Raw genomic sequence first — 23,999 nt, 5'->3', positions numbered from 1 at the left:
CACCCTGCACACCGGGGATGCGGTCGAGGTGCTGCGCGACCTCCCGGACGACTGCGCGGACTGCGTGGTCACCTCGCCCCCGTACTGGGGACTGCGCGACTACGGCACCGGCACCTGGACCGGCGGCAACCCCTCGTGTTCCCATTCCACCGGCCGTGGCACCAACGCCACACAGCGCAAGCACCCCAGTCTGGAATATCCCGCGTCCACCGCGCACCGGGGCGGCGATCCTCGCACCTGCCTACGATGCGGAGCCGTCCGCGAAGACCGGCAATACGGTCTGGAAACCACCCCGGAAGACTACGTCGATCACCTGCGGGCCGTCTTCGCCGAATTGCGCCGTGTGGTGGCCGCGACCGGAACGGTATGGCTGAACCTGGGCGACTCCTACAGCTCCACCCCGCCCGGGCACACCGACAACCCCATGGGCAAAAGCACCCTGGACGGTCGTCCCGCTGGCGCGCGGCTGCGGGACGCCGTCCAGCGCGCGGACGTGGACCGCACCGGCGTGATACCCCGGAAGAATCTCTTCGGTATGCCGTGGCGGGTCGCCTTCGCGTTGCAAGCCGACGGGTGGATCCTGCGCAACGCGATCATCTGGCACAAACCCAACGCCATGCCGGAATCGGTGCGGGATCGGCTGTCCAACCGCTACGAGATGCTGTTCCTCCTGGTGCAGCAGCCCCGCTACTTCTTCGACCTGGACCCGATCCGCGAACCACTCGCCCGGCCCGAAGCGCTCGGAGAAGGCATCGTGATCGGCGGGGCGAACAAGGGCCGCCGCGGCGGTATCGACGCCACCGCCCGCCGCCGCGGCAGCAGCACTTACGGACATGGCAAATACACCGACACAAGCCCCTTCCCCGGAGTCCCGCCTGGCGCCGCGTTGCGCCCCACCGGACGACAGCACACCGCTGCCCATCGGAAGGGGAAGAACCCGGGCGATGTATGGACGCTGGCCACTCGTCCGCTCCGAGCTGCACACTTCGCCACCTTTCCCATCGATATTCCGCTGCGGTGCATCGCTGCCGGATGCCCGCCCGGCGGGCAGGTGCTGGACCCGTTCAGCGGCGCCGCGACCACCGGACTGGCCGCACGCCAACTGGAACGTTCCTATCTCGGCATCGACCTCCGAACCACCTTCCACGACATCGGCCTGGACCGGCTTGGGTTGCCACGACCTGACCGCGATCCCCACGATCAGAGGGCAGCATGAACCGGCATCACCGCACTGTCGGCGCCCCACAGACACAGAGCGCCGCAGGATCCGTGGGCGCCGAATACGCCCCGGCAGCGACTGCCAAGCACCCCTGTCGCGGTGTCACCCTGCTGACTGGTGAGGCAGCCGAGGTCCTGAGGACTCTGCCCGCTGCTTCGGCGGACTGCGTCGTGACCTCCCCGCCGTACTGGCGGCTGCGCGACTACGAGACCGGCATCTGGACCGGAGGCAGCCCGCTCTGCGCCCACCCCGACGCTCCCGCCGCGAACAGCACCCCCGATCCGGCGAACAAAGCACACCATTGTCGGCGCTGCGGAGCTCGGTGGACCGATGAGCAGTACGGGCTGGAGCCCACGCCAGATCTGTATGTCAAGCACCTGCGGCAGGTATTCGCCGAACTGCGACGCGTCCTCGCACCAACGGGGACGGCCTGGCTCAACCTCGGCGACAGCTACGCCGCCAACAGCGACGGCTACTGGTGTACGCGTCCCGGCCAGTACCGCCAGCCCAGGATCCGGGCCACAGCCGACCTGCCGCACGAGAATCTGCTCGGCATGCCCTGGCGGGTGGCCCTCGCGTTACAGGCTGACGGGTGGATCCTGCGCAACGCGATCATCTGGCACAAGGCCAACGCGGCCCCCTTCCCCGTCCGCGACCGCCTCAGCTGCCACTACGAGTGGCTGTTCCTGCTGGTGAAACAGCCCCGGTACCACTTCGACCTTGATCCGATCCGCCAGGCCTACACCGGCGACCGATCCCTGCCCCGGCGCGCACACCGCTCCGCCACCAAGCCCCACACCGCCCGCGGCATCTGGCCCCCACCCCACGACTCCGGCCAAGACGGCATGCCCCGCGGACGCAACCCCGGCGACGTGTGGACGATCCCGGTAACCCCGCGACACCAGGCCGAACATCCTGCCGCCTTCCCCCTGGAACTCCCGCTGCGCTGCATCGCCGCCGGATGCCCACCCCACAGGGCCGTGCTCGACCCCTTCAGCGGCACCGGCACCACCGGGCAGGCCGCACGCCAATTGGGCCGCTCCTATCTCGGAATCGACCTTAACCCGGCCTTCCACACCGTCGCCGCAGCGCGACTACAGCGCATGACGCGACAACTTGCCGACACAGAAGATCCCGTCGACGAGCAACCGGAGTCAGCGTGAAACCGGCCGTTCCCCCTGTGGGTGCCGACCGCATTTCGTGTATCCAATCGGGGCCTCCATTTTTGTCCGGCCGGCGATACACTCCCAGGCCCGGCGTTGGGTCTGGCCAGATGTTTTGGGACTGCTCCGCCCCTGCGACGGACGGGTGCCAAATCTATGGAGAGGAGGTGGGGAAGGCCACACATGGTCCTTGCCCGGATGCGGAACGACGGGTGGGCATACCAGTGGGCTGTGCCCTCTCAGAAGCTGGGGTTTGCCCGCCTCTCCAGACAGTCACCCGTCACCGAATCAGCAGACGACACTCCTCGCTCTCGGCACTACTTCTCAGTGGCGTTGCGGGTGGTAGGTGCGGGATCACATCGCTCACTTCGCCATTTTTGTCTTGTCTCACCGGACTTGCCGTCCCTCACTGGGCTCGAGCCGATTGCCGCACACGGGTGGTCGACCGGGGGAGGCATAGCCGTGATTGACGATGCTGACCGGTCGGCGGAACACGCCCACCCCCCAGGGAGCCCTGAGTCTCTCCCGATGGAGTTTGAGGTCCGTTGCGTCGAGGGCGAGGAAGGCAGGCGGCTTCAACTGGAGCAGGCCCAGGTGATACGTGAGGTGGTGGAATGGGTAGTCCAGAGGCGATCCGGGCCTGGGCGGAAGAACGACGCCTAAACCGCAGCGCGCACTCCAGTGACCTCAGCGGAGACGTCCCGGAGGAGCCACGGCTGGTGCGGTTGGCCTTCGCTGGCCGCACATCCACCCGTGATAGGCAAGACCCCACACTGTCTGTGCCTCGCCAACTGCGGGCCTGCCAGGGAGCACTGCCCGAGGATGCGGTGATCGTCGCCCATTTCTACGACGTGGAGTCTGGGCGCACCGCACTTTCTGAACGCGGCCGCGGGAGTGCACACGAGCAGTTCCGAATCCCCGTTCCCAGGGACGGAGGTATCCAAGACCTACTGGATGAGTCCGAACGCCCGGACCGCCGCTTCGACGCAGTGATCTGCGACGCGATCGATCGAATTGCTCGGAACACCTATTTCGGCACCAAGATCGAGTACAAGCTGGAACAAGCTGGTGTTCCTTTGCTCGCTGCCGATGAACCGATCTACCTGGACGCCAGCGCCCGTAAGGCCAAAGCCGCCACCCAGGTCCTCACCCGCAGGGTTAAACAGGGCGTGGCCGAGTGGTACGTCACCGAAATGCTGGAGAAGTCCTGGGCAGGCTCCGAGATTCACACCGAGCACGGTTACAACATAGGAAAGCCCTGCTATGGATACCGCGCCCACCACGTACCACACCCGGTGCCCGCCAAGCGAGCCAAGGGGGTTAAAAAGACCCTGCTGGAGCCCCATCCCATTGAAAGCTCGGTCGTCACGAAGATGTTCACCTGGCGCGTTGTCGAGCACTTGGGCTATCAGTCGATCGCTGACCGCCTGAATCTGGACCTCGCCACCAACCCGCCCCCGACACCGGTCGACATAAGCCGAGCGGTGGGCTACTGGACGTACTCCAGTGTTCGCGACGTCCTCACCAATCCCAAATGCACCGGTCACATGGTATGGAACCGGCGTGCCCGTAAAGGCAAAGGCAAGAACCGGATCAACGCCGTCGAGGATTGGGTGTGGTCTCCCGAGCCGGTTCACGAGGTCCTGGTGGACCTGGAGACTTTCGTCCAGGCCCAACGGATCGCCGACCGCCGCGAACGCTCCCGCACCGCATCGGGGGCGAATAAACACCCCCAGACCAAGCGGACCTACCAGTTGCGTGGCTATGTGTTCTGCACCCTGTGTGGGCGTCGCATGTACGGAAAGACTAGGAAGAACATCGGTTACTACGTGTGTGCACCCAAGAAGCAATATCGACCGGAAGGCCACCCGCCGAGCGTCTGGGTGAGGGAGGACTCCCTCGTCGACGGCCTCACCGAATACCTGTCCGCCCAGGTATTCGGACAGTACCGATATTCCCTGCTCGATGCTCATCTCAAGACCATCGATGATGCCCAGCGGCACGAGCGAGAGGAACGTATCAAGACGCTACGCCAAGCCGTCTCAGACACTGAGACCAAGCGCAAGCGCCTGGTCCGCAACCTGGAACAGATCGACGAGCCAGACGAAGACCTCATCCGCGATGTGAACGAACGCCGTGCCGAGCTGCGTGCTCACCGGGACGACCTGGAACGCCAGCTCGAAGAGCTTGAGAACGAGGTTCACGCAGCGCCGAACCCCGCGCTCCTCAGCCGTCTGCCGATCTCTCCGATCGACCTGGCGGCGCTCCCCGACGAGCTCTCGCGGCGGCTTTTCGAATCTCTCTGCCTGGAACTGCGCTACGACGAAACCAACAACGTGGCCACCTGTTGCATCACCCTGACCGGTGAGACCATCGATGCCGTAGCTAGGGCCAGCGCTGAGGCAACGGTCACCCCGCTGGAACGTGGCAAGACGATCAAAAGCAGCAAGGAGCCCACGATGAAGACAGAGGATGACGCCCTCCGGCGTCATCCTTCTGTGTGGTGCCCCCGGCAGGATTCGAACCTGCGACACCCGCTTTAGGAGAGCGGTGCTCTATCCCCTGAGCTACGGAGGCCCGGCGTCAGGGCGGCATGGTGGTGCCGCCGCGGCGCGCCGTCACAGTGTAGCGGGTTGGGTACGGGGACGTTCGGGTGCTCCGGGGTGGTGGGCCCGGGTTCCCTCCTCGGGTCGGGGCGCCCCGGCCCGAGGAGGGAACCCGGGCCTCGTGGTCCCATCGGGTGGCTCAGGCGCCCGTCCCCAGTCCCGCGATCGGGTTCTTCAGCGTGCCGATCAGCTGGAGGGCACCGGCCGGGTCCTGGAGGTCCACCATTTCGCGGTTGTTGCGGAGCTGGAGGCGGTTGAGGCAGGAGAGGGCGAAGTCCTCGGCGAACATGTCGTACTGGGCGAATTTGTCCGCGAGGTGGGGGGCCGAGCGCTGGTAGGCGAGGACGCAGTCGGCGACCGTCCGCCAGAAGGTGTCTTCCTCCAGGAGGCCCTCGCTGACGAGGATGCCGTTGAGGAAGCGGAGGAAGCAGTCGAAGACGTCCGTGAAGATCGAGAGGAGTTTCTTGTCCTCGGGGACGTCGACACGGATGCGTTCCACGGTCGGGGGGAGGACCGCGGTGGGGTCCATGACCGCGATCTCCTCGGCGATGTCCTTGAAGATCACGCGCTGGACCGCGCCGTCCTCGATCACCAGGATGACGTTCTCGCCGTGCGGCATGAAGACCAGGTCGTAGGCGTAGAAGCTGTGCAGCACCGGGGTGAGGTAGGCGTCCAGGTAGCGGCGCAGCCACGCGGCGGGGGTGAGGCCGGACTCCTCGATGAGGGCGCTGACGAAGGACGCTCCGTCGGGGTCGGTGTGGAGGAGGGACGCCATCGTGGCCAGGCGCTGGCCGGGTTCCAGGGACGGGACGGGGCTCTCGCGCCACAGGGCCGCCAGCATCTTGCGGTACGGCGAGCCCTTCGCCGTGGCCGTCTCGTACTGGCGGTGGTGGTAGCCGATCGCGGCTCGTTCTCGGATGATGGAGAAGCCCTTCGACCGGAAGGTCTCGTCCGAGGCGATCAGATGTGCCAGCCAGTCGTTGATGGCCGGCGTCGCCTCCATGTACGCCGCCGACAGGCCCCGCATGAAGCCCATGTTCAGCACTGACAGCGCGGTCTTCACATAGTGCTTGGACGGGTCGCTCATGTTGAAGAACGTCCGGATCGACTGCTGGGCCAGGTACTCGTCGTCGCCGGAGCCCAGGTACACGAGGTGCTGCCGGGCGACCTCGGCGGCGAAGCTGACCGACAGCTTGTTCCACCACTGCCAGGGGTGCACCGGCAGCAGGTGGTAGTCGGCCGGGTCCAGGCCGAGGTCGGTGAGGGTCTGCGCGAAGCGGGCCCGGGTTTCCTCGCTCAGTTCGGAGTGGATCAGGGCGTCGTAGTCCAGGTCCGCGGAGGACGTGAAGGTGGAGCGGTCGCGGCGGGCGGCGAGCCAGATCAGGTGGACGGGGCTCGCGGTCTCGGGGGCGTACGAGAGGTATTCGTGGATGCCGAAGCCGAGGCGGCCGTTGTTGGCGACGAAGCAGGGGTGGCCCTCGGTCATCCCCGTCTCGATCTCCTGGAAGCCGGATTTGGCCAGCTGGGCGGCGGCCACCGGCTCGCCGGCCAGTTTGAAGGCCGTGCCGGAGAGGGTGGAGCTGATCTCCTCGAGGTAGACGGGGAGGATGTCCTCGCTCAGGCCGAGCCGCTCGCGCAGCTCGATGAAGAAGTCCAGTGCGTCCAAGGGGAGTTCGGTGCCGGTCCGGTCGTGGCGGGTGATGCTGTCCGGCTCGACCAGCCAGTGGTCCAGGGAGAGGACACGGGCGGCGAAGCGGTAGGTCACCGCCCCGTCGTCGCTGGTCACGGCGTAGCGGCCGTCGGGGCCGAGCTCGGGGGCGAGCAGGCGCTCGTGGGTGAACTCGGCGAGGGCCTTGCGGATGAGGAGGCGGCCCGCCCGGTCCCACAGGTCGGGGGTGAGGTGGGCGACGGCGTCGCGGGGGCTCATCGGGTCACTCCTTGGGCGTCGCGGGCGGTCCGGTCGGTCCGTGCGGCATCGGCGGCGAGGGCGGTGCGCGCGGTCTCGAACCGCGCGCGGGTGCAGATGCTGAGGTAGGCGTCCTTCTCGGGTTTGGCGAGCCGCTCGACGATCTCGAAGCCGACGGCCGCGTTGAGCGCGTGCACCGCGTCGTTGCCCACATCGGGCTCGACCACGACGCGCCGGACGGCCGGATCGGAGAAGCAGAACTCCATGACGGCGGTGATCACGGCGAGGGTGAAGCCGTGCACCGGAGTGTCGGTCGGCGCGCACAGGAAGTGCATGCCGACGTCGCCGGGCCGGGACGGGTAGAGACCGGCGAGCTCCACCCGCGACGGGTCGTACCGCTCGGCCAGGAACGCCGGACGCCCCTCGTGCAGGCCGATGAACGCGTCATGGTGCGGATGCTCGTGGATCCTGCGGTACTCGGCGGCGACCTCCGCCTCGTCCGCCTCCCGCATCATCCAGAACGACGCCTTGGGGTGGGTCACCCAGCCGTGCAGCAGCGCGGCGTCGGCCGCCGGGTCCAGGGCGCGCAGGGCGAAGGTGCCCAGGCGCGCGTCGGTGTGCCGGAAAAGCAGCGAGGATGTCATGACACGGCTTCTTCCGGCGCGCCGAACTCCTGGAAGGCGATGGACTTCTCCACCGGATAGTGCTCCCGCCCCAGCAGCTCACGGATGATCCACGAGTTGCGGTACGGGCCCATGCCCAGGTCCGGGGAGGTCAGGCTGTGGGCGTGGGTGGCGCCGTTCTGGAGGAAGATGCCGCGTCCGGTGGTGTCGATGCTGTAGTTGCGGGCGACGTCGAAGCGGCCGTGCCGGTCCCAGCGGATGCGGTCGCGCACCGGGTCCAGGAAGGCGGGCACCTGGTAGCGGTAGCCGGTGGCCAGGACGAGCCCCTGGGTGGTGAGCGAGAAGTCCCGCTCCTGCTCGGTATGGCGCAGCCCCAGGGTGTACGTGGCGGACTGCTCGTCGTACGCCGCGTCGGTGAGCGCGGTGTTGGTCAGCAGCCGCGTGGGCACCGGGCCGCTCACGCTCTTCTGGTACAGGAGGTCGAAGATGCCGTTGATGAGGTCGGCGTCGATCCCCTTGAACAGGCCCTTCTGCTCGCCCTCCAGCCGGTAGCGGGTGTCCTCGGGGAGCGCGTGGAAGTAGTCCACGTACTCGGGCGAGGTCATCTCCAGGGTGAGTTTGGTGTACTCCAGCGGGAAGAAGCGCGGGGAGCGGGTCACCCAGTTCAGCCGGTAGCCGTGAGTGTCGATGTCGGCGAGCAGGTCCTGGTAGATCTCGGCGGCGCTCTGGCCGCTGCCGACGACGGTGATGGACTCCTTGGACTGGAGCGCCTGCTTGTTCTCCAGGTAGTCCGTGTTGTGCAGCAGATCGCCGCCCAGGCCCCGGCACACCTCGGGCAGATACGGCGGGGTGCCGGTGCCCAGCACCAGACGGCGGGCGCGGTGCGTGGTGGTCTCGCCGCTTGCGGGACGCAGGGCGCGCACCGTGTAGAGGCCGTCGGCCTCGTCGTACTCGACGCTCATCACCTGGTGGCCGAAGCGGACGGACGGGAGTTTCGCGGCGGCCCAGCGGCAGTAGTCGTTGTACTCGGCGCGCAGCGGATAGAAGATCTCGCGGATGTAGAAGGAGTACAGCCGCCCCGATTCCTTGAGGTAGTTGAGGAAGGAGTACGGGGAGGTGGGGTCGGCCAGGGTCACCAGGTCGGCCATGAACGGGGTCTGGAGGGTGACGCCGTCCAGCAGCATGCCCGGATGCCAGTCGAAGTCGGGCTTGCTCTCCAGGAAGAGTCCGTCGAGTTCGTCGATCGGCTCGGTGAGGCAGGCAAGGCCCAGGTTGTAGGGGCCGAGCCCGACCGCGATGAAGTCGTGGGTGTGCGGGGTGGGCACGAGGGTCTCCGGCGGGTGAAGGGGCTCAACTGGCGCGCGAGTGGCGGGCGCCGGTGAGCTCGGGCTCGATGTGGAGGGCCAGGTACTGACCGGCGTGTTCGGCCAGCAGGTCGAGGACATACGCGATGTCGCTCAGCGAGGTCTCCGGGTTGAGCAGGGTGAACTTGAGGTGGTGACGGCCGTCGACGACCGTTCCGGCGACGACCGCCGCACCGGAGGCGGCCAGCGCCTCCCGGGCGTGCAGATTGGCGCGGTCGACGAGGTCCGGGTCGTACGGCCCGTCGGACGGCGGCACGTAGCGGAAGACCAGCGTGGACAGCTGGGGCTCGGTGACCACCTCGTAGCGCGGATCGGTGTCGAGCAGGGCCCATGCCTCGGCGGCCCGCTCCACCACCTCGTCGAAGAGCGCCCCGATGGCGTCCGCGCCCATGATCCGCAGCGTCAGCCACAGTTTGAGCGCGTCGAAGCGGCGGGTGGTCTGGATGGACTTGTCCACCTGGTTGGGGATCAGCTTGCGGGCGCTGTGCTCGGGGTTGAGATAGTCCGCGTGGTACGTGGCATGGCTGAGCGTGGCGCGGTCGCGGACCAGGACGGCGCTGGAGCTGACCGGCTGGAAGAAGGACTTGTGGTAGTCCACGGTCACCGAGTCGGCGCGCTCGATGCCGTCCAGGAGGTGGCGGCGGGTCGGGGAGGCCAGCAGTCCGCAGCCGTACGCGGCGTCCACGTGCAGCCAGGTGCCGTGCCGGGCGCACAGCTCGGCGATCTCGGGCAGCGGGTCGATGGAGCCGAAGTCGGTGGTGCCGGCGGTGGCCACGACGGCCATGACGATCAGGCCCTCGCGACGGCAGCGGTCCAGCTCATGGGCGAGGGAGACGGTCCGCATCCGGCGGTCCTGGTCGCAGGGGACCGGGATGACGGCCTCGTAGCCGAGCCCCAGGATGGCGGCGGCCTTCTGGATGGAGAAGTGGCTGACCTGGGAGGTGAGGATGCGCAGCCGGGGCAGGATCGCGGATTTGGCGATCGTCCCGCCGGCGGCGGTGGCCTCCTTCTCGACCAGGGCGCACGCCTCGTCGCGGGCGAGCAGCATCGCCTGGAGATTGGACTGGGTGCCGCCGCTGGTGAAGATGCCGTCCGCGGCCTCGCCGAGGCCGATGCGCTCGGCGGTCCAGTCGATCAGCCGGCGCTCGATCAGGGTGCCGCCGGCGCTCTGGTCCCAGGTGTCGAGCGAGGAGTTGACGGCGGAGAGGACGGCCTCGCCCAGCAGCGCGGGGATCACCACGGGGCAGTTGAGGTGGGCCAGGTAGCGCGGGTGGTGGAAGTAGACGGCGTCCTTGAGGTAGACGCTCTCCAGCTCCTGGAGCGCGGCGTCCGCGTCGCCGAGCGGGCGCTCCAGGTCGATTCCGGAGATCTCGGGGGCGAGCTCGGCGGGGGTGATGCCGGTGAAGGGGCGCTCGGCGCGGGCGACGGTGGCGGCCACCAGGCCGACGCCGTCGGTCACGGAGCGCCGATAGCGTTCCGCCGTACGGCCGTTGAAGAGGTGGGCCCTGCCATCCGCCGCCCCGGGTATCGGCTCCGGCGACGGGTCCTCAGCGGTCTGCGCGAGGAAACTCACGGTCTGTCCCTTCTGGAAACGGGCATGCGGGCGTGCGGAGGGCGCGGGCATGCGGCTGGGTGGGGGAGAGGGCGGCCCGCGGCCGGACGGCCTGGTGGGCGTGCGGGGGCGCTGGACGTGACGGCAGGGCGTGCGGGGGCGCGCCGAGCGGTCGGCCGCCTGGCGTCCAGCGGTCGGTCCTCCGCGGTCCTGTTGAAGGATTCAGTTGTGCGACGCCGCGGTGGTTTCAGCCGTGGGTCGCGGCGAGGGTCGCGGCGAGGGTCGCGGCTGTGGGGATGGCGAGCGGGTACGGCGACGGGGGTCAGCCGTCGGTCGCGGGGCCGGTGCCCGACACGGCCTCCTCGACGAGCTGCTCCTCACAGGCGCCCAGGCGCCAGTAGCCGGTGAAGGTGACCGCCTTACGGTCGAAGCCGCGCTCGCGCACCAGGTGGCGGCGCAGCTCCTTGACCGTCCCGGCCTCGCCCGCGATCCAGGCGTACGGCGTGCCGTGGGGCAGCTCGGCGGCGCCCACCGCGTTCAGCAGCGGGACGGAGCGCGGGGTGCCGGGGGCCACGGCGTCCCGGACCAGCCAGGTGATCTCGGCCTTCGCCTCGGTGCGCAGCTCCTGGATGTCCTCGGCGTGCTGGATCTCGAGCCACACCTTGACGGGGAAGTCGGCGGGCAGCCATTCGAGGATGCCCGCGATGGCGGGCAGCGCGGTCTCGTCGCCGGTGATCAGCGCCCAGTCGGTCCTGGACGGCGGCCGGAAGTCCACCCCGCCGTTGTCCTCCACCACCGGGCCCAGCAGGGTGACGCGGTCGCCGGCCTCGGCGCGCGCGGCCCAGCGGGCGGCCGGGCCGCTGTCGTGGTGCAGCGCGAAGTCCACGTCGATCTCGTCGGGGTCGCGGCGCTGCCGGCGCACCGTGTACGAGCGCATGATGCCGCGTTCGGCCGGGTCCATCGCCCGCCAGGCGGTGAACCAGCCCTCCCCGGCCTCGACCGGCACCACCGGGGCGGTCTGGCCGGGGTGCGGCAGGAAGAGTTTGAAGCGCTGGTCGCGGCCTCCGCTGGTGAAGTCCTTCAGACAGGCGCCGCCGAAGGTGACCCGCGCCATGGACGGTCCGAGCGAGCGGGTCCGTACGACCCGCGCGTCGAAGAACCGGAACGGAACGGCGGTGGTGGTGGCGGTTTTGGTGGCTGCGGTGGTCATGGGAGAGGGTCTTCCGTTCGCTTGCCGTGGGGGGCCGGGGCCAGCCGGTCGACTGGCCGTCAGCTCACCTTCTTCGCGTCCTGGATGGCCTTGGTGAGGGATTCGACGAGCGGGGCGGCGCCGGCGTACGAGAAGCGCGGCTCGCTGCTCCAGGGGGCGATCTGACCGGCCTTGACCGCGGGCAGCTTGGACCAGGTCGGCTTGGAGGTCAGGGCCCCCGGCTGGAGGGTCGCGGTGCGGTTGTCGAGGAAGAGCACATCGGCGTCGTACTTGTCGGCGTTCTCCCAGCTCAGGCTCTCGAAGTAGCCGCCCTTGTCAGGCTTTTCGGGGACGACGAAGTCGACGCCGAGCTCGCTGAAGTAGATCAGGTCGGCATTGATCTTCGGGTTGGAGACATAGAAGAGATCGGCGCTGGCGGAGCAGGCCATGACCTTGATCCTGTGCGATTTGACGGTTTTGCGCAGGGTCTCGGCGGCCTTCTCGAACCGCGCCTTGGCGTCGGTGACCTTCTTGGCCTTCGGATCGGCGCCGAGCGCCTCGGCCAGCGCGGCGTAGCGCTTGATGGGCTCGAGCATGGAGATCCGGCCGGTGGTGATGGCGGCGCTGGGGGCCAGCGAGAGGATCTTCTTCTTGCTGTCGTCCGGGATGTAGAAGAGCGCGCCCGGGTCGTACATGTTGGTGATCAGCAGATCGGGGCTGAGCGAGGCGTACTTCTCGACGTTGAACTGGCCCCAGGTGTTGCCCAGGGACGTGGCCTGGTCGACGGGGAAGTCGCCCGCCTGGACGTCGGGTTTGCCGTTCTTCAGCGTGGTCGGGCCGAAGACACCCGTGATCTGCTTCTCGATGCCGAAGTCGTAGAGCGCGGCCGCCGCGGCGATGTAGGCGACGATGTGCTGCGGCCGGCCGTCGAGGCTGATCTTCTTCTTGCGGTCATCGGTGAACGACCAGGAGCCGCCGCCGTCGTCGCCGCCGGAGCCCGAACCGCCCTTGTCTCCGCAGGCGGTGACCAGGGCTCCGAGCCCGAGGGCGCCGCCCGCGGTGAGCAGACCGCGACGGGAGAGGGGGAGTGCTCTGGCCTGGCGCATGATGGTGCTCTCTCTCGATGCGTACGGGGACGTGGTCACGGGACGGCAACCCGAGGACGTAGTTAGGTTAGCCTAACCAACCTGTTTGTCCAGTGGGCGGGGTCGTTCCGAACCTCACATCGAGGGGCTCATACGGCCGTTCAGGGCGGATTCACAGGTCCAGCACCAATCGCCGGCCACGGCAGCGCGAGACGCAGATCATCATCGTCTCGCCCGAGGCCCGCTCCTCGTCGGTGAGTACGGAGTCGTGGTGGTCCACCTCCCCCTCGACGACATCCGTCTCACACGTCCCACAAGTGCCCTCCTCGCAGGAGTACAAAACCGGTACCCCCGCCGCCTCGACCGTGCGCAGCACACTGCGCTCCGGCTCCACGGTGAGCGTCAGACCCGAGCGGGTGAGCACCAACTCGAAGGCCCGGCTTCCCGGTTCGGCGTCCGCGTCGTCCGTACGGGGCTGGAAGCGCTCGGTGCGCAGGGACCCCTCCGGCCAGTCGCGGCACGCCTCCTCGACGGCCTGGAGCAGCGGCTCGGGGCCGCAGCAGTAGACCAGGGTGCCGGGACCGGCCGGGGCGGTGAGATACGGCGCCAGGTCGAGCAGCCCCTCCTCGTCCTGCGGCACCAGGCGCACCTTGTCGCCGTAGGCGGAGGCGAGCCGGTCCGCGAAGGCCATCGATCCACGGGTGCGCCCGCCGTAGAGCAGCCGCCAGTCGGCGCCCGCGGCCTCGGCGGCCGCCGTCATGGGGAGGAGCGGCGTGATGCCGATGCCGCCCGCGATGAACAGATAACGGGCCGCCGGGCGCAGCGCGAAGTGGTTGCGCGGCCCGCGCACCCGCACCGTGCTGCCCTCGGTGAGGGCGTCGTGCACCCGGGCGGAGCCGCCGCGCCCGGCGGGGGCGCGGAGCACCGCGATCCGCCAGGAGGCGCGGTCGGCGGGGTCGCCGCACAGCGAGTACTGCCGGGTCAGGCCCGCGTCGAGGACGAGGTCGAGATGGGCGCCGGGCTCCCAGGCGGGGAGGTCACGGCCCGCCGGGTGGCGCAGCGTCAGCGCCACCACGTCCGAGGCCACCTCCTCCCTGCGGGCCACCAGCAGGGTGTCCTCGTACTCGCCGCCGGGGTTCATGAACGGGGCTCCTTCCGGTGGCCGGTGGGCTGGTGTTCGGAGGGATCTGCGGGATGGTGCCCGGCGGGGTAGTGCCCGGTGGGATGGTGCCCGGTGGGATGGGCGAGCATCCACTGCCACAGCTCGACCGGGTCCTCCGCGGTGCGCTCGGCGCCGCAGTGGCAGACCCCGTGCAGCACATCGGTGCCGGGCAGCCAGTCGATCCGGTACACCTCCGCCGTGGGCGTGCCGCTCGCCCACCCGTCGCCCGCCGCCCACCCGTCGCCCGCCGCCACCTTCAACGGAGGCGCCGCGCGCTGCTCGCGCCTCATTTCGCGGCCACCACGGGCGCGGTCTTCTCCCCTTCGGCGGCGAGGCGGGCGAGGATGCGGCGCGCGGCGAGACCGCCGGTGTCGATGTTGATGCTGAGCTCCTGATAGCCCTCGCGCTCGGTGTCCAGCGCCTTCTGGAGCACGTTCAGCGCCGCCACGTCCTGGAGCACCACGGTCCGGTTGAGGTCGTGGAGGAAGGTGGAGACCTCCTCGTCGTCCTGCGCGAAGTCCCGTGAGACGGCCCAGAAGTCGTACACATGGCGGTCGGTGGACGGGGTGATGGCGTAGGTGATCTCCACGTGGAAGGCGTTGGGATCGGAGCCGTCCGGCTCCGGGAGCACCCCGACCGGGGCGATCCGGCTGTGCAGCAGATACAGACAGGGCGCGTGGTACTCGATGTCCTGCCAGCGGGTGATGCGGCCCTCGATGCCGGTGGAGCGGGCGTAGAAGGGCGGGCACTCGGCGTCGTCCATGTGCCGGCTGACCCGGACGACGCCCGCGCCCTCGTCGACCTCCGTGGTGATCGGGGTCTCGGCGACCTCGGGGGTGCCGATGTAGCCGCCGTGCAGATACGTCTCGTGGGACAGGTCCAGCAGATTGTCCACGAGCAGGCCGTAGTCGGCGTCGATCGGCTCCATGCCGCCCACCGTCCTCCAGCGCGGATCGGCCAGCCAGGGAGCGCGCGGCACCGCGCCGGGGTCGGCGAGCGCCGGGTCCCCGATCCACACCCACACCAGCGAGTCCTGCTCGACGACGGGGTAGGAACGGACCCGGGCGGTGCGCGGGACGCGCTTCTGGCCCGGTACGAACACACAGGTGCCACCGGTGTCGTAGGTGAAGCCGTGGTAGCCGCAGACGACCGTGTCGCCGTCGAGACGGCCGACGGTGAGCGGATAGCGGCGGTGCACACAGCGGTCGGCGAGCGCGATGACCTTGTCGTCGGACTCGGCGCGGTAGAAGGCGATGGGCTCGTTGAGGATGGTGCGCCCCAGCAGCTCGCGGCCGATTTCGCGGCCGTAGGCGGCGACGTACCACTGGTTTTTCGCGAAGGCGGTCATGCGTGCCAGCGTGGTGACGCCCGTCACGCACGGGCAACGGCCCTTCCACTGAGTGGAAGGGCCGCGCGGGGAGGTGTGCCGCGGTGGACCGCCGGCGGTGTGCTGCCGGTGGACCACCGGGCGGGTCAGCCGCCGAACTGCCAGAAGACGGAGTGATTCAGCGTCAGGAGGACGATCAGCAGGACCACATCGGCGATGCCGAGGGTGAGTCCGAGCAGCGCCCGGCCCCTGCGGCGGGTGTCCCGGGCGATCGCGAGCGTCCCCAGGACGATCGCACAGGGCCCGAAGACCGCGTTGAACAGCAACAGACCGATCAGACCGAGCACGAAGGAGGCGACGGCCATGCCGTCGGCGTCCCGGCGCGCCCGGACCGGTGAGGTGCGGGACGGTGCGGTGAGTGCCATGGGTCTCAGCTCCCCTTGTGTCCGGTGCGTTCGCGGATGAAGAAGATCAGCAGCCAGGCGCCGATGGCGCCCGCGGCGGCGAGGAACAGGGGGAGCGGGGTGTGCGCCGCCGCCCCCAGAAGAACCCCCATCAGGGCGAGTGCCGCGACGATGAAGAGCATGTGTGCCTCTCTCGAAGTGACGATCCGGATGCGGTTGGCGTGCGGATGGTAATTGTTCGGTGAACAGTTGGAATCACAACTGTTCACTGAGTTCTAGAGTACCCCGCCGAGCCCTGGAAAAATTCAGCGAACGGCTGTTTACTGAATGATATGAGTCACACGCCCGGGGTCCGGCAGGCCCAGAAGGAGAAGACCCGGCGCGCGCTGATGGACGCGGCGTTGCGGCTGCTGGAGGACCAGAGCCTGAGCAGTCTGGGGCTGCGCGAGGTCACGCGGGCGGTGGGGGTGGCGCCGGCCGCGTTCTACCGGCACTTCCGGGATCTGAGCGATCTCGGTGTCGCGCTGGTCGAGGAGTGCCTGGGCAGCCTGCACCACATGATCGGCGCGATCCTCGCCGGTCAGGACGGTGACGAGGAGCGGATCGAGGCCACCGTCGACGCGGTCGCCGAGCATGTCCGCGGCTACCCCGCGCACATCCGCTTCATCGCGCGTGAGCGGCATGGCGGGGTGCGGCCCGTGCGCCAGGCCATAGCCGCCGAGCTGGACCGATTCGCGGACGAGGTGGCCACCGTCTTCTGTCCGCGGCTCCCGCCGGACGCCTGGCCGCCGGAAGATGTCCGGATGCTCGCGGAGCTGTATGTGGACCACATGGTGATGACGGCGACGGCGTTCCTGGAGGCGCAGGCCGATCATCCGGAGGCCGCGGACGAGCGGCGGGTGGCCGCCACGGCGCGCAAACAGATGCTGCTGATCAGCCTCGGGCGCCGCCACTGGCCCGACGCGTGATCCGCACGCCGTAGTCGCCGTCCGCGTCCCGGCCGGTGACGCGGACGCGTATCCGTATGCCGTTCGCCGCGGCGTCGAAGGTCTCGCCCGGCGCGTAGGCCGCGTCGCTGAGTCCGGGGTGGACATTGCGCTCCCGGGTGCAGCCGCGGCCGTGGGGGGTGGAGTCCACGATGGTGATGGGGCCGCCGCCGGAGTCGACACCGGTGTCCACCCGGGAGATCAGGACACCGGGCTTGCATATGGCCTCGTCGTTGCCGCCGGTCGCCCGCGCCTCGATGGCGTAGCCGGTGGACGGCGAGACGGGGACGAAGACCAGCTTGGTGCCCTCGGGGCGGCTCAGCGGGGACAGGGTGTGCGCGAAGACCCCGGAGCGGGCGGCACAGGCGATCTGCCGCGGGCCGAGCCAGCCCAGCTTCCACTTGTGCCAGGCCAGCAGGTCGTTGCCGGGGCCCCAGTCCTCGGACATCACGTCCCAGTGGCCGGCCTTGTCGCCGCCGCCCCGGGTGTAGAGGTCGGGCAGCCCGAAGACATGGCCGTTCTCGTGGGGCAGGACGCGGAAGCCGGTGCGGCGCAGCGAGCCGGAGCCGTCGTCCTGGCGGCTGTAGACGAAGGAGACATTGGCCAGCGGAACGCCGTCCGCGGTCGGGGCGTGCTGGTTGTCGGCGTAGGTGACGGACAGCACGGCATGCGCGGCCGGTGGCCCGGCGTTCGGGGTGACCAGGACGTTCACCAGGTCGTAGCGGCGGAAGTCGACCTTGGGGTCGGCGGCCTTGGCGATGTCTGCGACCAGTTTTCGATAGCCCGGGTCGAAGGGGCTGCCGCGCTTGATGCCGTAGGCGCGGAACGGGCGCGGCATCCGCAGCCAGTGGGTGATCGGCATCTCGGGGCGGTAGTCCAGCCGTCCGTACGAACTCCGCGCGAACCACCGGGAGGTCTGGGGGAAGAACTCCTCGAAGCGCTGGCGGGCGGTGCCCTGGCCGCGGACATCGGGGAAGTCGATCATGAGGTTGAGGGCGTGGACGGTGCCGGTGCTGCGGCTGTAGCCGCGGCCGGTGGGTATGCCGTCGGCCATCTGGAGCCCGGGTCCTGAGGCGAGGGCGCACGGCGCGAGCGAGCCGAAGGCCGGTCGGGCGGAGGGTGCCGGGGCCAGCTCGGGGGACGCGGGGGGCTCGGGACGCGGAGCCGCCGCCGGGGCGACCACAGCCACCGTGAGCACGGCGGCGGTGGCGAACGCGCTGCCTCTGCGGGGCCGGCGTATTCGTATGCGGGGGCGGGTGGTCCCAGGCGTCTGATCCATTGCCGACCACGGTGTGACGGCGCGGACCGGGGCGCCCGTGGGGTGCCGCCGAACGGGGGAATGACCTGCTCCGTCCGGGCGGCGTGAGGTGCCGGGCAGGTGTGAGGCAGGTCACCTACGGACGCAGAAATTCCGGGGACTCATTCCCCGTTTAACCGAGTGAACGCATAAACGGGGACTCACTCCCCGGAAAAGTTGAAGCTCGAACGTCAAGGCCGGGCACGGTGTCGCCGCCAAGCCGCCGGAGCACCGGCCACCGGAGAACTACCGTACGCGCGGAAGTCGTACGCAGAAGGGAGTGCTGTCATGGCCGCCGACACGATGACCGCGAAGTCCGCACAGCCCCGGCTGCGCGCGGACGCCCTGCGCAACCGGGAGCGCATTGTCGCGGCCGCCCGAGAGGTGATCGTCGAGTGCGGGGCACACATCCCCCTCGATGAAATCGCTCGACGGGCGGGGGTCGGCAATGCCACGATCTACCGGCACTTCACGGACCGCCGTGAGCTGATCCACCATGTGGCGCTCTCGGTGATGTCCCGTGTCGCCGACCAGGCCGAATCCGCCCTGGCCGAGGAGGTCGACACCTTCTCGGCGCTGCGGCGCTTCGTCCACGCCGCGGCGGACGAGCACATCGGCGCGCTGTGCCTGCTGCTCTCCGACGGCCTCGACAAGGAGCACCCTGATCTCATCGCCACCCGCGACCGTCTGGCGGACGGTGTCGAGGCCCTGATGGGGGCCGCGAAAACCGACGGCAAACTGCGCACCGACATCGGCGTCGGTGACCTGATGGTCGCGCTCAACCAGCTCACCCGGCCGCTGCCCGGCAGCGCCTGTGTGGACTTCGAGCCCTTTGTGCACCGGCATCTGCAACTGTTCCTGGACGGTCTGCAGACCCCGGCGCGCTCGGAACTACCCGGAAAGTCCGTGACCTTGGAGGATCTGCAGCACCGGCCGTGACAGTGACATAAATCGCACCGGCCGATCCCGGAGCACCGCTTATTCCGCGCACGTTCACACGTCTTCCTTACGTGCGTCGTCGCCTCTCGCTACCTCTTGTCCAACGGCCTGTGCCGGTCTGACCTCGACCGGCCCCTTACGTCCTATTTATCCTCTCCGCACCGCTAGGTAGGCCCATCCATGCCTGAAACGGCTCAATTCGTGGATCCCCGGCGCTGGAAAGCGCTGATATTCATCGCCCTCGCCCAGCTGATGGTCGTGCTCGACGCGACCATCGTGAACATCGCGCTGCCCAGCGCCCAGACCGACCTCGGCATCTCCGACGGCAACCGGCAGTGGGTCATCACCGCCTACGCCCTGGCCTTCGGTGGACTGCTGCTGTTCGGCGGCCGGATCGCCGACCTGTGGGGACGCAAGCAGACCTTCATCGTCGGTCTGATCGGCTTCGCCGCCGCCTCGGCCGTCGGCGGTGCCGCGCTGAACACCGGCATGCTGCTGGGCGCGCGTGCCCTCCAGGGTGTGTTCGGCGCGCTGCTCGCCCCCTCCGCGCTCTCGCTGCTCGCGGTGATGTTCACCGACCCCAAGGAGCGCGCCAAGGCGTTCGGTGTCTTCGGTGCCATCGCCGGTGGTGGCGGTGCCGTCGGTCTGATCCTCGGTGGCGTGCTCACCGAGTACATGGACTGGCGCTGGACCTTCTTCGTGAACATCCCGTTCGCCATCATCGCCGCGGTCGGCGCGGTCGCCGTGATCCGCGAGCCGGTGGAGAGCCACAACTCGTCCCGGCTGGACATCCCCGGTGTGGTCCTGGCCACCACCGGTCTGGTCTCGCTGGTCTACGGCTTCACCCGCGCCGAGTCCGACGGCTGGTCCGCGGCCCCGACCATCGGTCTGTTCGTCGCCGCGGCCGTGCTGCTGCTCGCCTTCGTGGTCGTCGAGTCGCGGGTGAAGGCGCCGCTGCTGCCGCTGCGCGTGGTCGCCGACCGCAACCGCGGCGGTGTCTACGCCTCGCTGGCCCTCGCCATCATCGGCATGTTCGGCCTGTTCCTCTTCCTCACCTACTACATGCAGGTCGTGAAGGGGTACAGCCCGGTCAGGACCGGCTTCGCCTTCCTGCCGATGGTCGCGGGCATGATCACCGGCTCGACGCAGATCGGCGCCCGGCTGATGACCCGTGTCCCGGCTCGGCTGCTGATGGGGCCGGGCTTCCTGGTCGCCTCGGTCGGCATGCTGCTGCTGACCCAGATCGACCTGGACACCTCGTACCCGGCGCTGATCCTGCCCGGGTTCCTGCTGCTCGGCCTCGGTATGGGTACCGCCTTCATGCCGGCGATGAGCCTGGCCACGCATGGTGTCGAGCCGCGTGACGCGGGTGTCGCCTCGGCGATGGTCAACACCTCGCAGCAGGTCGGCGGCGCCATCGGCACCGCGCTGCTGAACACGATCGCGGCGAGCGCCACCACCGAGTACGCGAAGTCGCATGCGGCGGGGGCCCCTTCCCGCACGGTGCTCCAGCTCCAGTCGATGGTGCACGGCTACAGCTCCGCCATCTGGTGGGCGGTCGGCATCCTGGTGCTGGCCGCGGTCATCGCCATCACGTTCGTCAACGCCGGGCAGCCGGAGGGTGGCGGCGCGGTCGCGGGCTCCGGTGACGGCGCGGCGGAGGACGCTGTTCCGGTGATGGCGCACTGATGCGCTGAGACGTCCGGCGGCTTGTCCGTCGGGGGTCCGTATCGAGGCGAAGGCCCCGCTCCTCCTCCAGTACTCGAAGAGGAGCGGGGCCTTCGTGCGTCGTTTCAGGGCTTTCAGGGCGTGGTGTCAGCGCAGCCAGGGCAGGTCGGCGCCCGCCGGCTGGAGGCCGTCCGCGATGATCCGGCACACGGCGCCGAACTGCTGGACCTGCTCGGGGGTGAGCCGGTCGAAGACGGCCGTCCGTACGGCGGTGACATGGCCGGGGGCGGTCTCCTGCAGCACCTTGAGCCCCTTGTCGGTCAGGACCGCGTTCTGTCCGCGCTTGTCGTCGGGGCAGTCCTCGCGCCGGACCCAGCCGTCCTTCTCCATGCGCGCGATGGCGTGGGACAGCCGGGAGCGGGTGATCTTGGCGGCCTCGGCCAGTTCGGTCATCCGCATCCGGTGGCGAGGGGCCCAGGAGAGCTTCACCAGCAGGCCGTAGTAGACGTGGGGCATGCCCGCGTCACGCTGCAACTGGCGGTCGAGGTGGTCCTCCAGGAGCATGCTCGCCTGGACATACGCCTGCCAGCTGCGCTGTTCGTCTTCGGTCAGCCAACGCGGCTCGTCGGCGTCTGAGGGGGTTTTCATGGCGTCGTCCACGCGTCCATTCTAGGGAATTCTCTTTGAAGCTTAAATAACTGTGCGCTACAGTGATAGGTACATGCTTGAGACTTCAAGCATTGTGGCGAGCTCTGTCGACTGACGAGGAGTCCTCATGTCCGCGCTCGACGGGCGCATGCCCGCGCTCTACCTCAGCCATGGTGCTCCGCCGCTCGCCGACGATCCGGTCTGGCCCGGACAGCTCGCCGCCTGGGCCGCCGGCCTGCCCCGGCCCAACGCCATTCTCATGATCTCCGCTCACTGGGAGGAGGCGCCCCTGGCGATCGGCGCCACCCAACAGGTGCCTCTGGTCTATGACTTCTGGGGCTTCCCTGAGCACTATTACCAGGTGCGGTACGCCGCGCCGGGCGCCCCCGAGCTCGCCGAGCGGATCCGCAAGACGCTGCGCACGGCGGGTACTCCGGTGCAGGACATCCCCGACCGGGGGCTGGACCACGGGGCGTATGTGCCCTTGGTCGAGATGTATCCGGAGGCCGACATCCCGGTTCTGCAGGTCTCGATGCCGACCCTCGACCCGCGGAAGCTGATGGAGATCGGCCGGAAGCTGGCGCCGCTGCGGGACGAGGGCGTCCTGATCGTCGGCAGCGGCTTCTTCACCCACAACCTGGCCGCGCTACGGCAGACGGGCCCGATGCCGCCCAGTTGGTCGGCCGAGTTCGACGACTGGGGGCAGCGAGCTCTGGACGCGCAGGACATCGACGCGCTGCTGGACTTCGAGCACACGGCCCCGGCGGCGGGGCTCGCCCATCCGCGCACCGAACACTTCGCGCCGCTGTTCGTCACGCTGGGCGCGGCGGAGGCGGAGCTGCGCAGCCAGCGGAGCGTGATCGACGGGTTCTGGATGGGGCTGGCGAAGCGGTCGTTGCAGTTCGGGTGAGGAGGAGCGGGGGCGGCTCAGTGGGTGTGGCCGAGCGGGTACGGCCCGGCTGGGGCTCTTGTCAGAGCACCGGGTCGATCATCGCGCAGGCGTGCAGTGCGGCGGCCAGGGCCGTCGGGTCCGTGCCCCGGGCGACATCGAGGGCGGTGTCGGTCAGCTTGATGGCGTGCTCATCGCCGTGCGCGGCGGCGCGGGCGAAGACCTCCTCGGGGGTGACGCCGTCCCCGTCCACGGACGGCAGCCGGTCGGCCGGGAGCGGCTCCCGCGGCGCGTACACCGCCGTGACCGCGGCGCTCGCCGCCCATGCCGCGTCCAGGCTCGGTGCCCACAGCTCGCGCGGCAGCGCGGGCAGGGTGCGCAGGACGGCGTTGGGCGCGGTCGCGGCGTGGACCAGCATGATCGGTTCGCCGTGGCCGTGGGTGGCGTAGCGGTGCGTCGCGGCCCGTACGAGCTCGGTCAGCCGTCGGCGCGCCTCCTCGGACTGGTCGGCTGGGTTGCCGGGGCCGGGGCCGGTCGTCCGGCTGGGCTGCGGGGCGGACGGCTGAGCGGACTGCGGGGCGGTGGGCGGCCAGGTGGGGAAGGCGGTGAGCCGGGCCAGCCGCTCCCGTATGCCACCGCTCCGGTCGGCGATCGGCTCCACGGCGGCCAGCGCGTCGGCCGCCGAGCCGGAGGCGGGGCCCGGCTGCCGGTGGAGCGGCGGCAGCGGGGCGTGGCGGGCGGCCCAGTAGCCGAGGGCGTGGGCCAGCTCGGCGGTGCGGGGAGCACTCGTGGTGCCCGGCTCGTCCAGGAGGGTCCGTACGGCGTGGCCGACCCGGATCACCGGATGCGTCGCGCCGCCGGCGATGCCCGGCAGCAGCCGCGGCCACCACACGGCGAGCACGTCCTGCCAGGGGCGGTCGGCGAGTTCCCGGTCGAAGTAGGCGGGCCAGTCGGCGAGACGGCGTGGATCGCCGAGCGCCTCGCGCCAGTTCCGCTCGGTGATCGCGGCGTACGAGCGCGGCATTTCCTCCAGCTTGTCGCGATAGCGGTCCAGCCAGCGGTGCACGGTGCGCCCCTGGCCGTGGCGCACCAGCGCCTCCACGGCCATCGGCGCGTGATTGCTCAGCCATCCGTGACGCTCGGGGCCGGAGGCGTGCAGCCGCTCGAGGGCTTCGTCGAGGGTTCCCCTCGTGTCGTCCGTCATGACCTCACGCTAGGGAGGGCGGGCCGGCCCCGGAACGGACCGGGGACGGAAGCGTGCGGGGACCAACGACCTAAGCCCGGCCGGGCCCGAGGGCCGGTCCTTGAAGGCTGACGGTTACTCCCGGGGGTGTTCCGCCCGTACATGGAAGACGTAGAACGATATGCCCACCATCACCAGCCCCGCCCCGAGCCCGATCCCCGCGGACCGGTACACCGAGCCTCCGCTCACGGAGTGCAGAAAGCCGATCGCACAGCCGAGTACCGTCCCGTAGAGCACGGCCCGGATCTCCGGCATCAGGCCCGGCGTCATCCTGCCGAGGGCGTAAGCGAGCGCCCCGACGACCGCCGCCGACACCACGCCGAAGATGGCGGCCGTGGGGATGGTGGAGCCCTGGTTGTGGGTCACGAACATCACCCAGCCGCCGTAGAGCACCGCCAGAACGGCCGGGACGCCCCAGGATGCGGAGGGGTGCGGCGGGAGCGGGAGCCGCGGATGGCGGTGGTGGCTCACGGGGGCAGTGGGGGCTGTGGGGGCATGCATGGCGGAACCTCCTCGTCGCCGCGTCCCCGCCCTGGCCTGTCACTTTCCAGCGCACACCCAGGCGGAGGGCCGGGCAACCCGGCGCGATGCGGCGTACGGGCAACCGGCAGCCCGCGAGATTCGTCTTGACAGATGGGAGAAGGGCGGGAGGACCGTGGGAGGTAGCCGCATACGGGGTCTGACCTGCGCTTCCCGGTGTCTCGGCAGTGCGCTGACCCGCGTGTGGGT

The 23,999-nt window shown here is 69.5% G+C and carries 22 protein-coding genes, 1 tRNA gene and 1 pseudogene; 7 read left to right on the top strand and 17 right to left on the bottom strand.

All coding sequences use genetic code 11. From position 1 onward, the window contains the following. Window positions 1-28: 28 nt before the first annotated feature. The 3 genes and pseudogenes from ACZ6TD_RS19880 to ACZ6TD_RS19870 form a co-directional block, all read left to right on the top strand. Window positions 29-1,216: a DNA-methyltransferase gene (locus ACZ6TD_RS19880; RefSeq protein WP_471355818.1), complete on the top strand. Its 1,188-nt coding sequence runs from the start codon at window positions 29-31 to the stop codon at window positions 1,214-1,216. A 173-nt stretch (window positions 1,217-1,389) separates the two neighbouring features. Then, window positions 1,390-2,382 carry a DNA-methyltransferase gene (locus ACZ6TD_RS19875; protein WP_471355816.1) on the top strand — a complete coding sequence of 331 codons (993 nt, stop codon included), beginning with the start codon at window positions 1,390-1,392 and terminating at the stop codon, window positions 2,380-2,382. A 614-nt stretch (window positions 2,383-2,996) separates the two neighbouring features. After that, window positions 2,997-4,226, top strand: a pseudogene (locus tag ACZ6TD_RS19870) (recombinase family protein); the annotation flags it as partial. A 198-nt stretch (window positions 4,227-4,424) separates the two neighbouring features. Here ACZ6TD_RS19870 and ACZ6TD_RS19865 read toward each other — a convergent pair. The 13 genes from ACZ6TD_RS19865 to ACZ6TD_RS19805 all read right to left on the bottom strand — a co-directional run bounded on the left by ACZ6TD_RS19865 (window position 4,425) and on the right by ACZ6TD_RS19805 (window position 15,782). Continuing rightward, window positions 4,425-4,874, bottom strand: coding sequence for a hypothetical protein (locus ACZ6TD_RS19865; RefSeq protein WP_471355815.1), 450 nt, complete (start codon window positions 4,872-4,874; stop codon window positions 4,425-4,427). A 9-nt stretch (window positions 4,875-4,883) separates the two neighbouring features. After that, window positions 4,884-4,959, bottom strand: a tRNA-Arg gene (locus tag ACZ6TD_RS19860). A 168-nt stretch (window positions 4,960-5,127) separates the two neighbouring features. Continuing rightward, the gene (locus ACZ6TD_RS19855) at window positions 5,128-6,915 is read right to left on the bottom strand and encodes an IucA/IucC family protein (RefSeq protein ID WP_471355813.1); all 1,788 of its coding nucleotides are present in this window, start codon (window positions 6,913-6,915) and stop codon (window positions 5,128-5,130) included. Next, window positions 6,912-7,538 carry a GNAT family N-acetyltransferase gene (locus tag ACZ6TD_RS19850; protein ID WP_471355811.1) on the bottom strand — a complete coding sequence of 209 codons (627 nt, stop codon included), beginning with the start codon at window positions 7,536-7,538 and terminating at the stop codon, window positions 6,912-6,914. The genes ACZ6TD_RS19855 and ACZ6TD_RS19850 overlap by 4 nt, the downstream gene beginning before the upstream one ends. Then, window positions 7,535-8,842, bottom strand: a complete 1,308-nt coding sequence (locus ACZ6TD_RS19845) for a lysine N(6)-hydroxylase/L-ornithine N(5)-oxygenase family protein (RefSeq protein WP_471355809.1) — start codon at window positions 8,840-8,842, stop codon at window positions 7,535-7,537. The genes ACZ6TD_RS19850 and ACZ6TD_RS19845 overlap by 4 nt, the downstream gene beginning before the upstream one ends. A 25-nt stretch (window positions 8,843-8,867) precedes the next feature. Continuing rightward, the gene (locus ACZ6TD_RS19840) at window positions 8,868-10,454 is read right to left on the bottom strand and encodes a pyridoxal phosphate-dependent decarboxylase family protein (protein WP_471355807.1); all 1,587 of its coding nucleotides are present in this window, start codon (window positions 10,452-10,454) and stop codon (window positions 8,868-8,870) included. Between the two features lie 301 nt (window positions 10,455-10,755). Beyond that, entirely contained in the window at window positions 10,756-11,643 is an 888-nt protein-coding gene (locus tag ACZ6TD_RS19835) for a siderophore-interacting protein (protein WP_471355806.1), read from the bottom strand. Between the two features lie 59 nt (window positions 11,644-11,702). Beyond that, window positions 11,703-12,728 (bottom strand): ABC transporter substrate-binding protein, encoded by a 1,026-nt coding sequence (locus tag ACZ6TD_RS19830; protein ID WP_471355804.1) that lies wholly within the window; start codon window positions 12,726-12,728, stop codon window positions 11,703-11,705. A 151-nt stretch (window positions 12,729-12,879) separates the two neighbouring features. Beyond that, window positions 12,880-13,848: a PDR/VanB family oxidoreductase gene (locus ACZ6TD_RS19825; protein ID WP_471355802.1), complete on the bottom strand. Its 969-nt coding sequence runs from the start codon at window positions 13,846-13,848 to the stop codon at window positions 12,880-12,882. Continuing rightward, window positions 13,845-14,060, bottom strand: coding sequence for a hypothetical protein (locus tag ACZ6TD_RS19820; protein ID WP_471357903.1), 216 nt, complete (start codon window positions 14,058-14,060; stop codon window positions 13,845-13,847). Before ACZ6TD_RS19820 ends, ACZ6TD_RS19825 begins: the two co-directional genes overlap by 4 nt. Window positions 14,061-14,155: 95 nt before the next feature. After that, entirely contained in the window at window positions 14,156-15,217 is a 1,062-nt protein-coding gene (locus ACZ6TD_RS19815; RefSeq protein ID WP_471355800.1) for a Rieske 2Fe-2S domain-containing protein, read from the bottom strand. 125 nt (window positions 15,218-15,342) lie between these two features. Continuing rightward, window positions 15,343-15,621 (bottom strand): DUF4190 domain-containing protein, encoded by a 279-nt coding sequence (locus ACZ6TD_RS19810; RefSeq protein WP_020868993.1) that lies wholly within the window; start codon window positions 15,619-15,621, stop codon window positions 15,343-15,345. Between the two features lie 5 nt (window positions 15,622-15,626). After that, on the bottom strand, window positions 15,627-15,782 hold the full coding sequence (locus tag ACZ6TD_RS19805; RefSeq protein WP_014054348.1) for a hypothetical protein: 156 nt from the start codon (window positions 15,780-15,782) through the stop codon (window positions 15,627-15,629). Between the two features lie 150 nt (window positions 15,783-15,932). Between ACZ6TD_RS19805 and ACZ6TD_RS19800 the strand changes: the two genes are divergently transcribed. Further along, window positions 15,933-16,568, top strand: a complete 636-nt coding sequence (locus ACZ6TD_RS19800; RefSeq protein ID WP_471355798.1) for a TetR family transcriptional regulator — start codon at window positions 15,933-15,935, stop codon at window positions 16,566-16,568. Here the strand turns inward: ACZ6TD_RS19800 and ACZ6TD_RS19795 are convergent. Further along, window positions 16,534-17,865, bottom strand: a complete 1,332-nt coding sequence (locus ACZ6TD_RS19795) for a M6 family metalloprotease domain-containing protein (RefSeq protein WP_471355796.1) — start codon at window positions 17,863-17,865, stop codon at window positions 16,534-16,536. The genes ACZ6TD_RS19800 and ACZ6TD_RS19795 overlap by 35 nt on opposite strands. A gap of 306 nt (window positions 17,866-18,171) precedes the next feature. Here ACZ6TD_RS19795 and ACZ6TD_RS19790 point away from each other — a divergent pair, with 306 nt between their 5' ends. After that, window positions 18,172-18,822 (top strand): TetR/AcrR family transcriptional regulator, encoded by a 651-nt coding sequence (locus tag ACZ6TD_RS19790; RefSeq protein WP_471355794.1) that lies wholly within the window; start codon window positions 18,172-18,174, stop codon window positions 18,820-18,822. Window positions 18,823-19,002: 180 nt separating this feature from the next. Continuing rightward, window positions 19,003-20,511 carry an MFS transporter gene (locus ACZ6TD_RS19785; protein ID WP_471355792.1) on the top strand — a complete coding sequence of 503 codons (1,509 nt, stop codon included), beginning with the start codon at window positions 19,003-19,005 and terminating at the stop codon, window positions 20,509-20,511. A 126-nt stretch (window positions 20,512-20,637) separates the two neighbouring features. Here ACZ6TD_RS19785 and ACZ6TD_RS19780 read toward each other — a convergent pair whose 3' ends face one another. Continuing rightward, window positions 20,638-21,138 carry a MarR family winged helix-turn-helix transcriptional regulator gene (locus ACZ6TD_RS19780; RefSeq protein WP_471355790.1) on the bottom strand — a complete coding sequence of 167 codons (501 nt, stop codon included), beginning with the start codon at window positions 21,136-21,138 and terminating at the stop codon, window positions 20,638-20,640. A gap of 127 nt (window positions 21,139-21,265) precedes the next feature. Between ACZ6TD_RS19780 and ACZ6TD_RS19775 the strand changes: the two genes are divergently transcribed. Then, window positions 21,266-22,048, top strand: coding sequence for a dioxygenase family protein (locus ACZ6TD_RS19775; RefSeq protein WP_471355788.1), 783 nt, complete (start codon window positions 21,266-21,268; stop codon window positions 22,046-22,048). A 61-nt stretch (window positions 22,049-22,109) separates the two neighbouring features. Here ACZ6TD_RS19775 and ACZ6TD_RS19770 read toward each other — a convergent pair whose 3' ends face one another. Continuing rightward, window positions 22,110-23,231, bottom strand: coding sequence for a questin oxidase family protein (locus tag ACZ6TD_RS19770; RefSeq protein WP_471355786.1), 1,122 nt, complete (start codon window positions 23,229-23,231; stop codon window positions 22,110-22,112). Between the two features lie 114 nt (window positions 23,232-23,345). Continuing rightward, on the bottom strand, window positions 23,346-23,771 hold the full coding sequence (locus tag ACZ6TD_RS19765) for a hypothetical protein (protein ID WP_471355784.1): 426 nt from the start codon (window positions 23,769-23,771) through the stop codon (window positions 23,346-23,348). Window positions 23,772-23,999 lie beyond the last annotated feature (228 nt).

The organism is Streptomyces yongxingensis, from assembly GCF_055597465.1.
The sequence above is the reverse complement of the archived record's forward strand: the minus strand, read 5'-3'. Positions and strand labels throughout refer to the sequence as shown.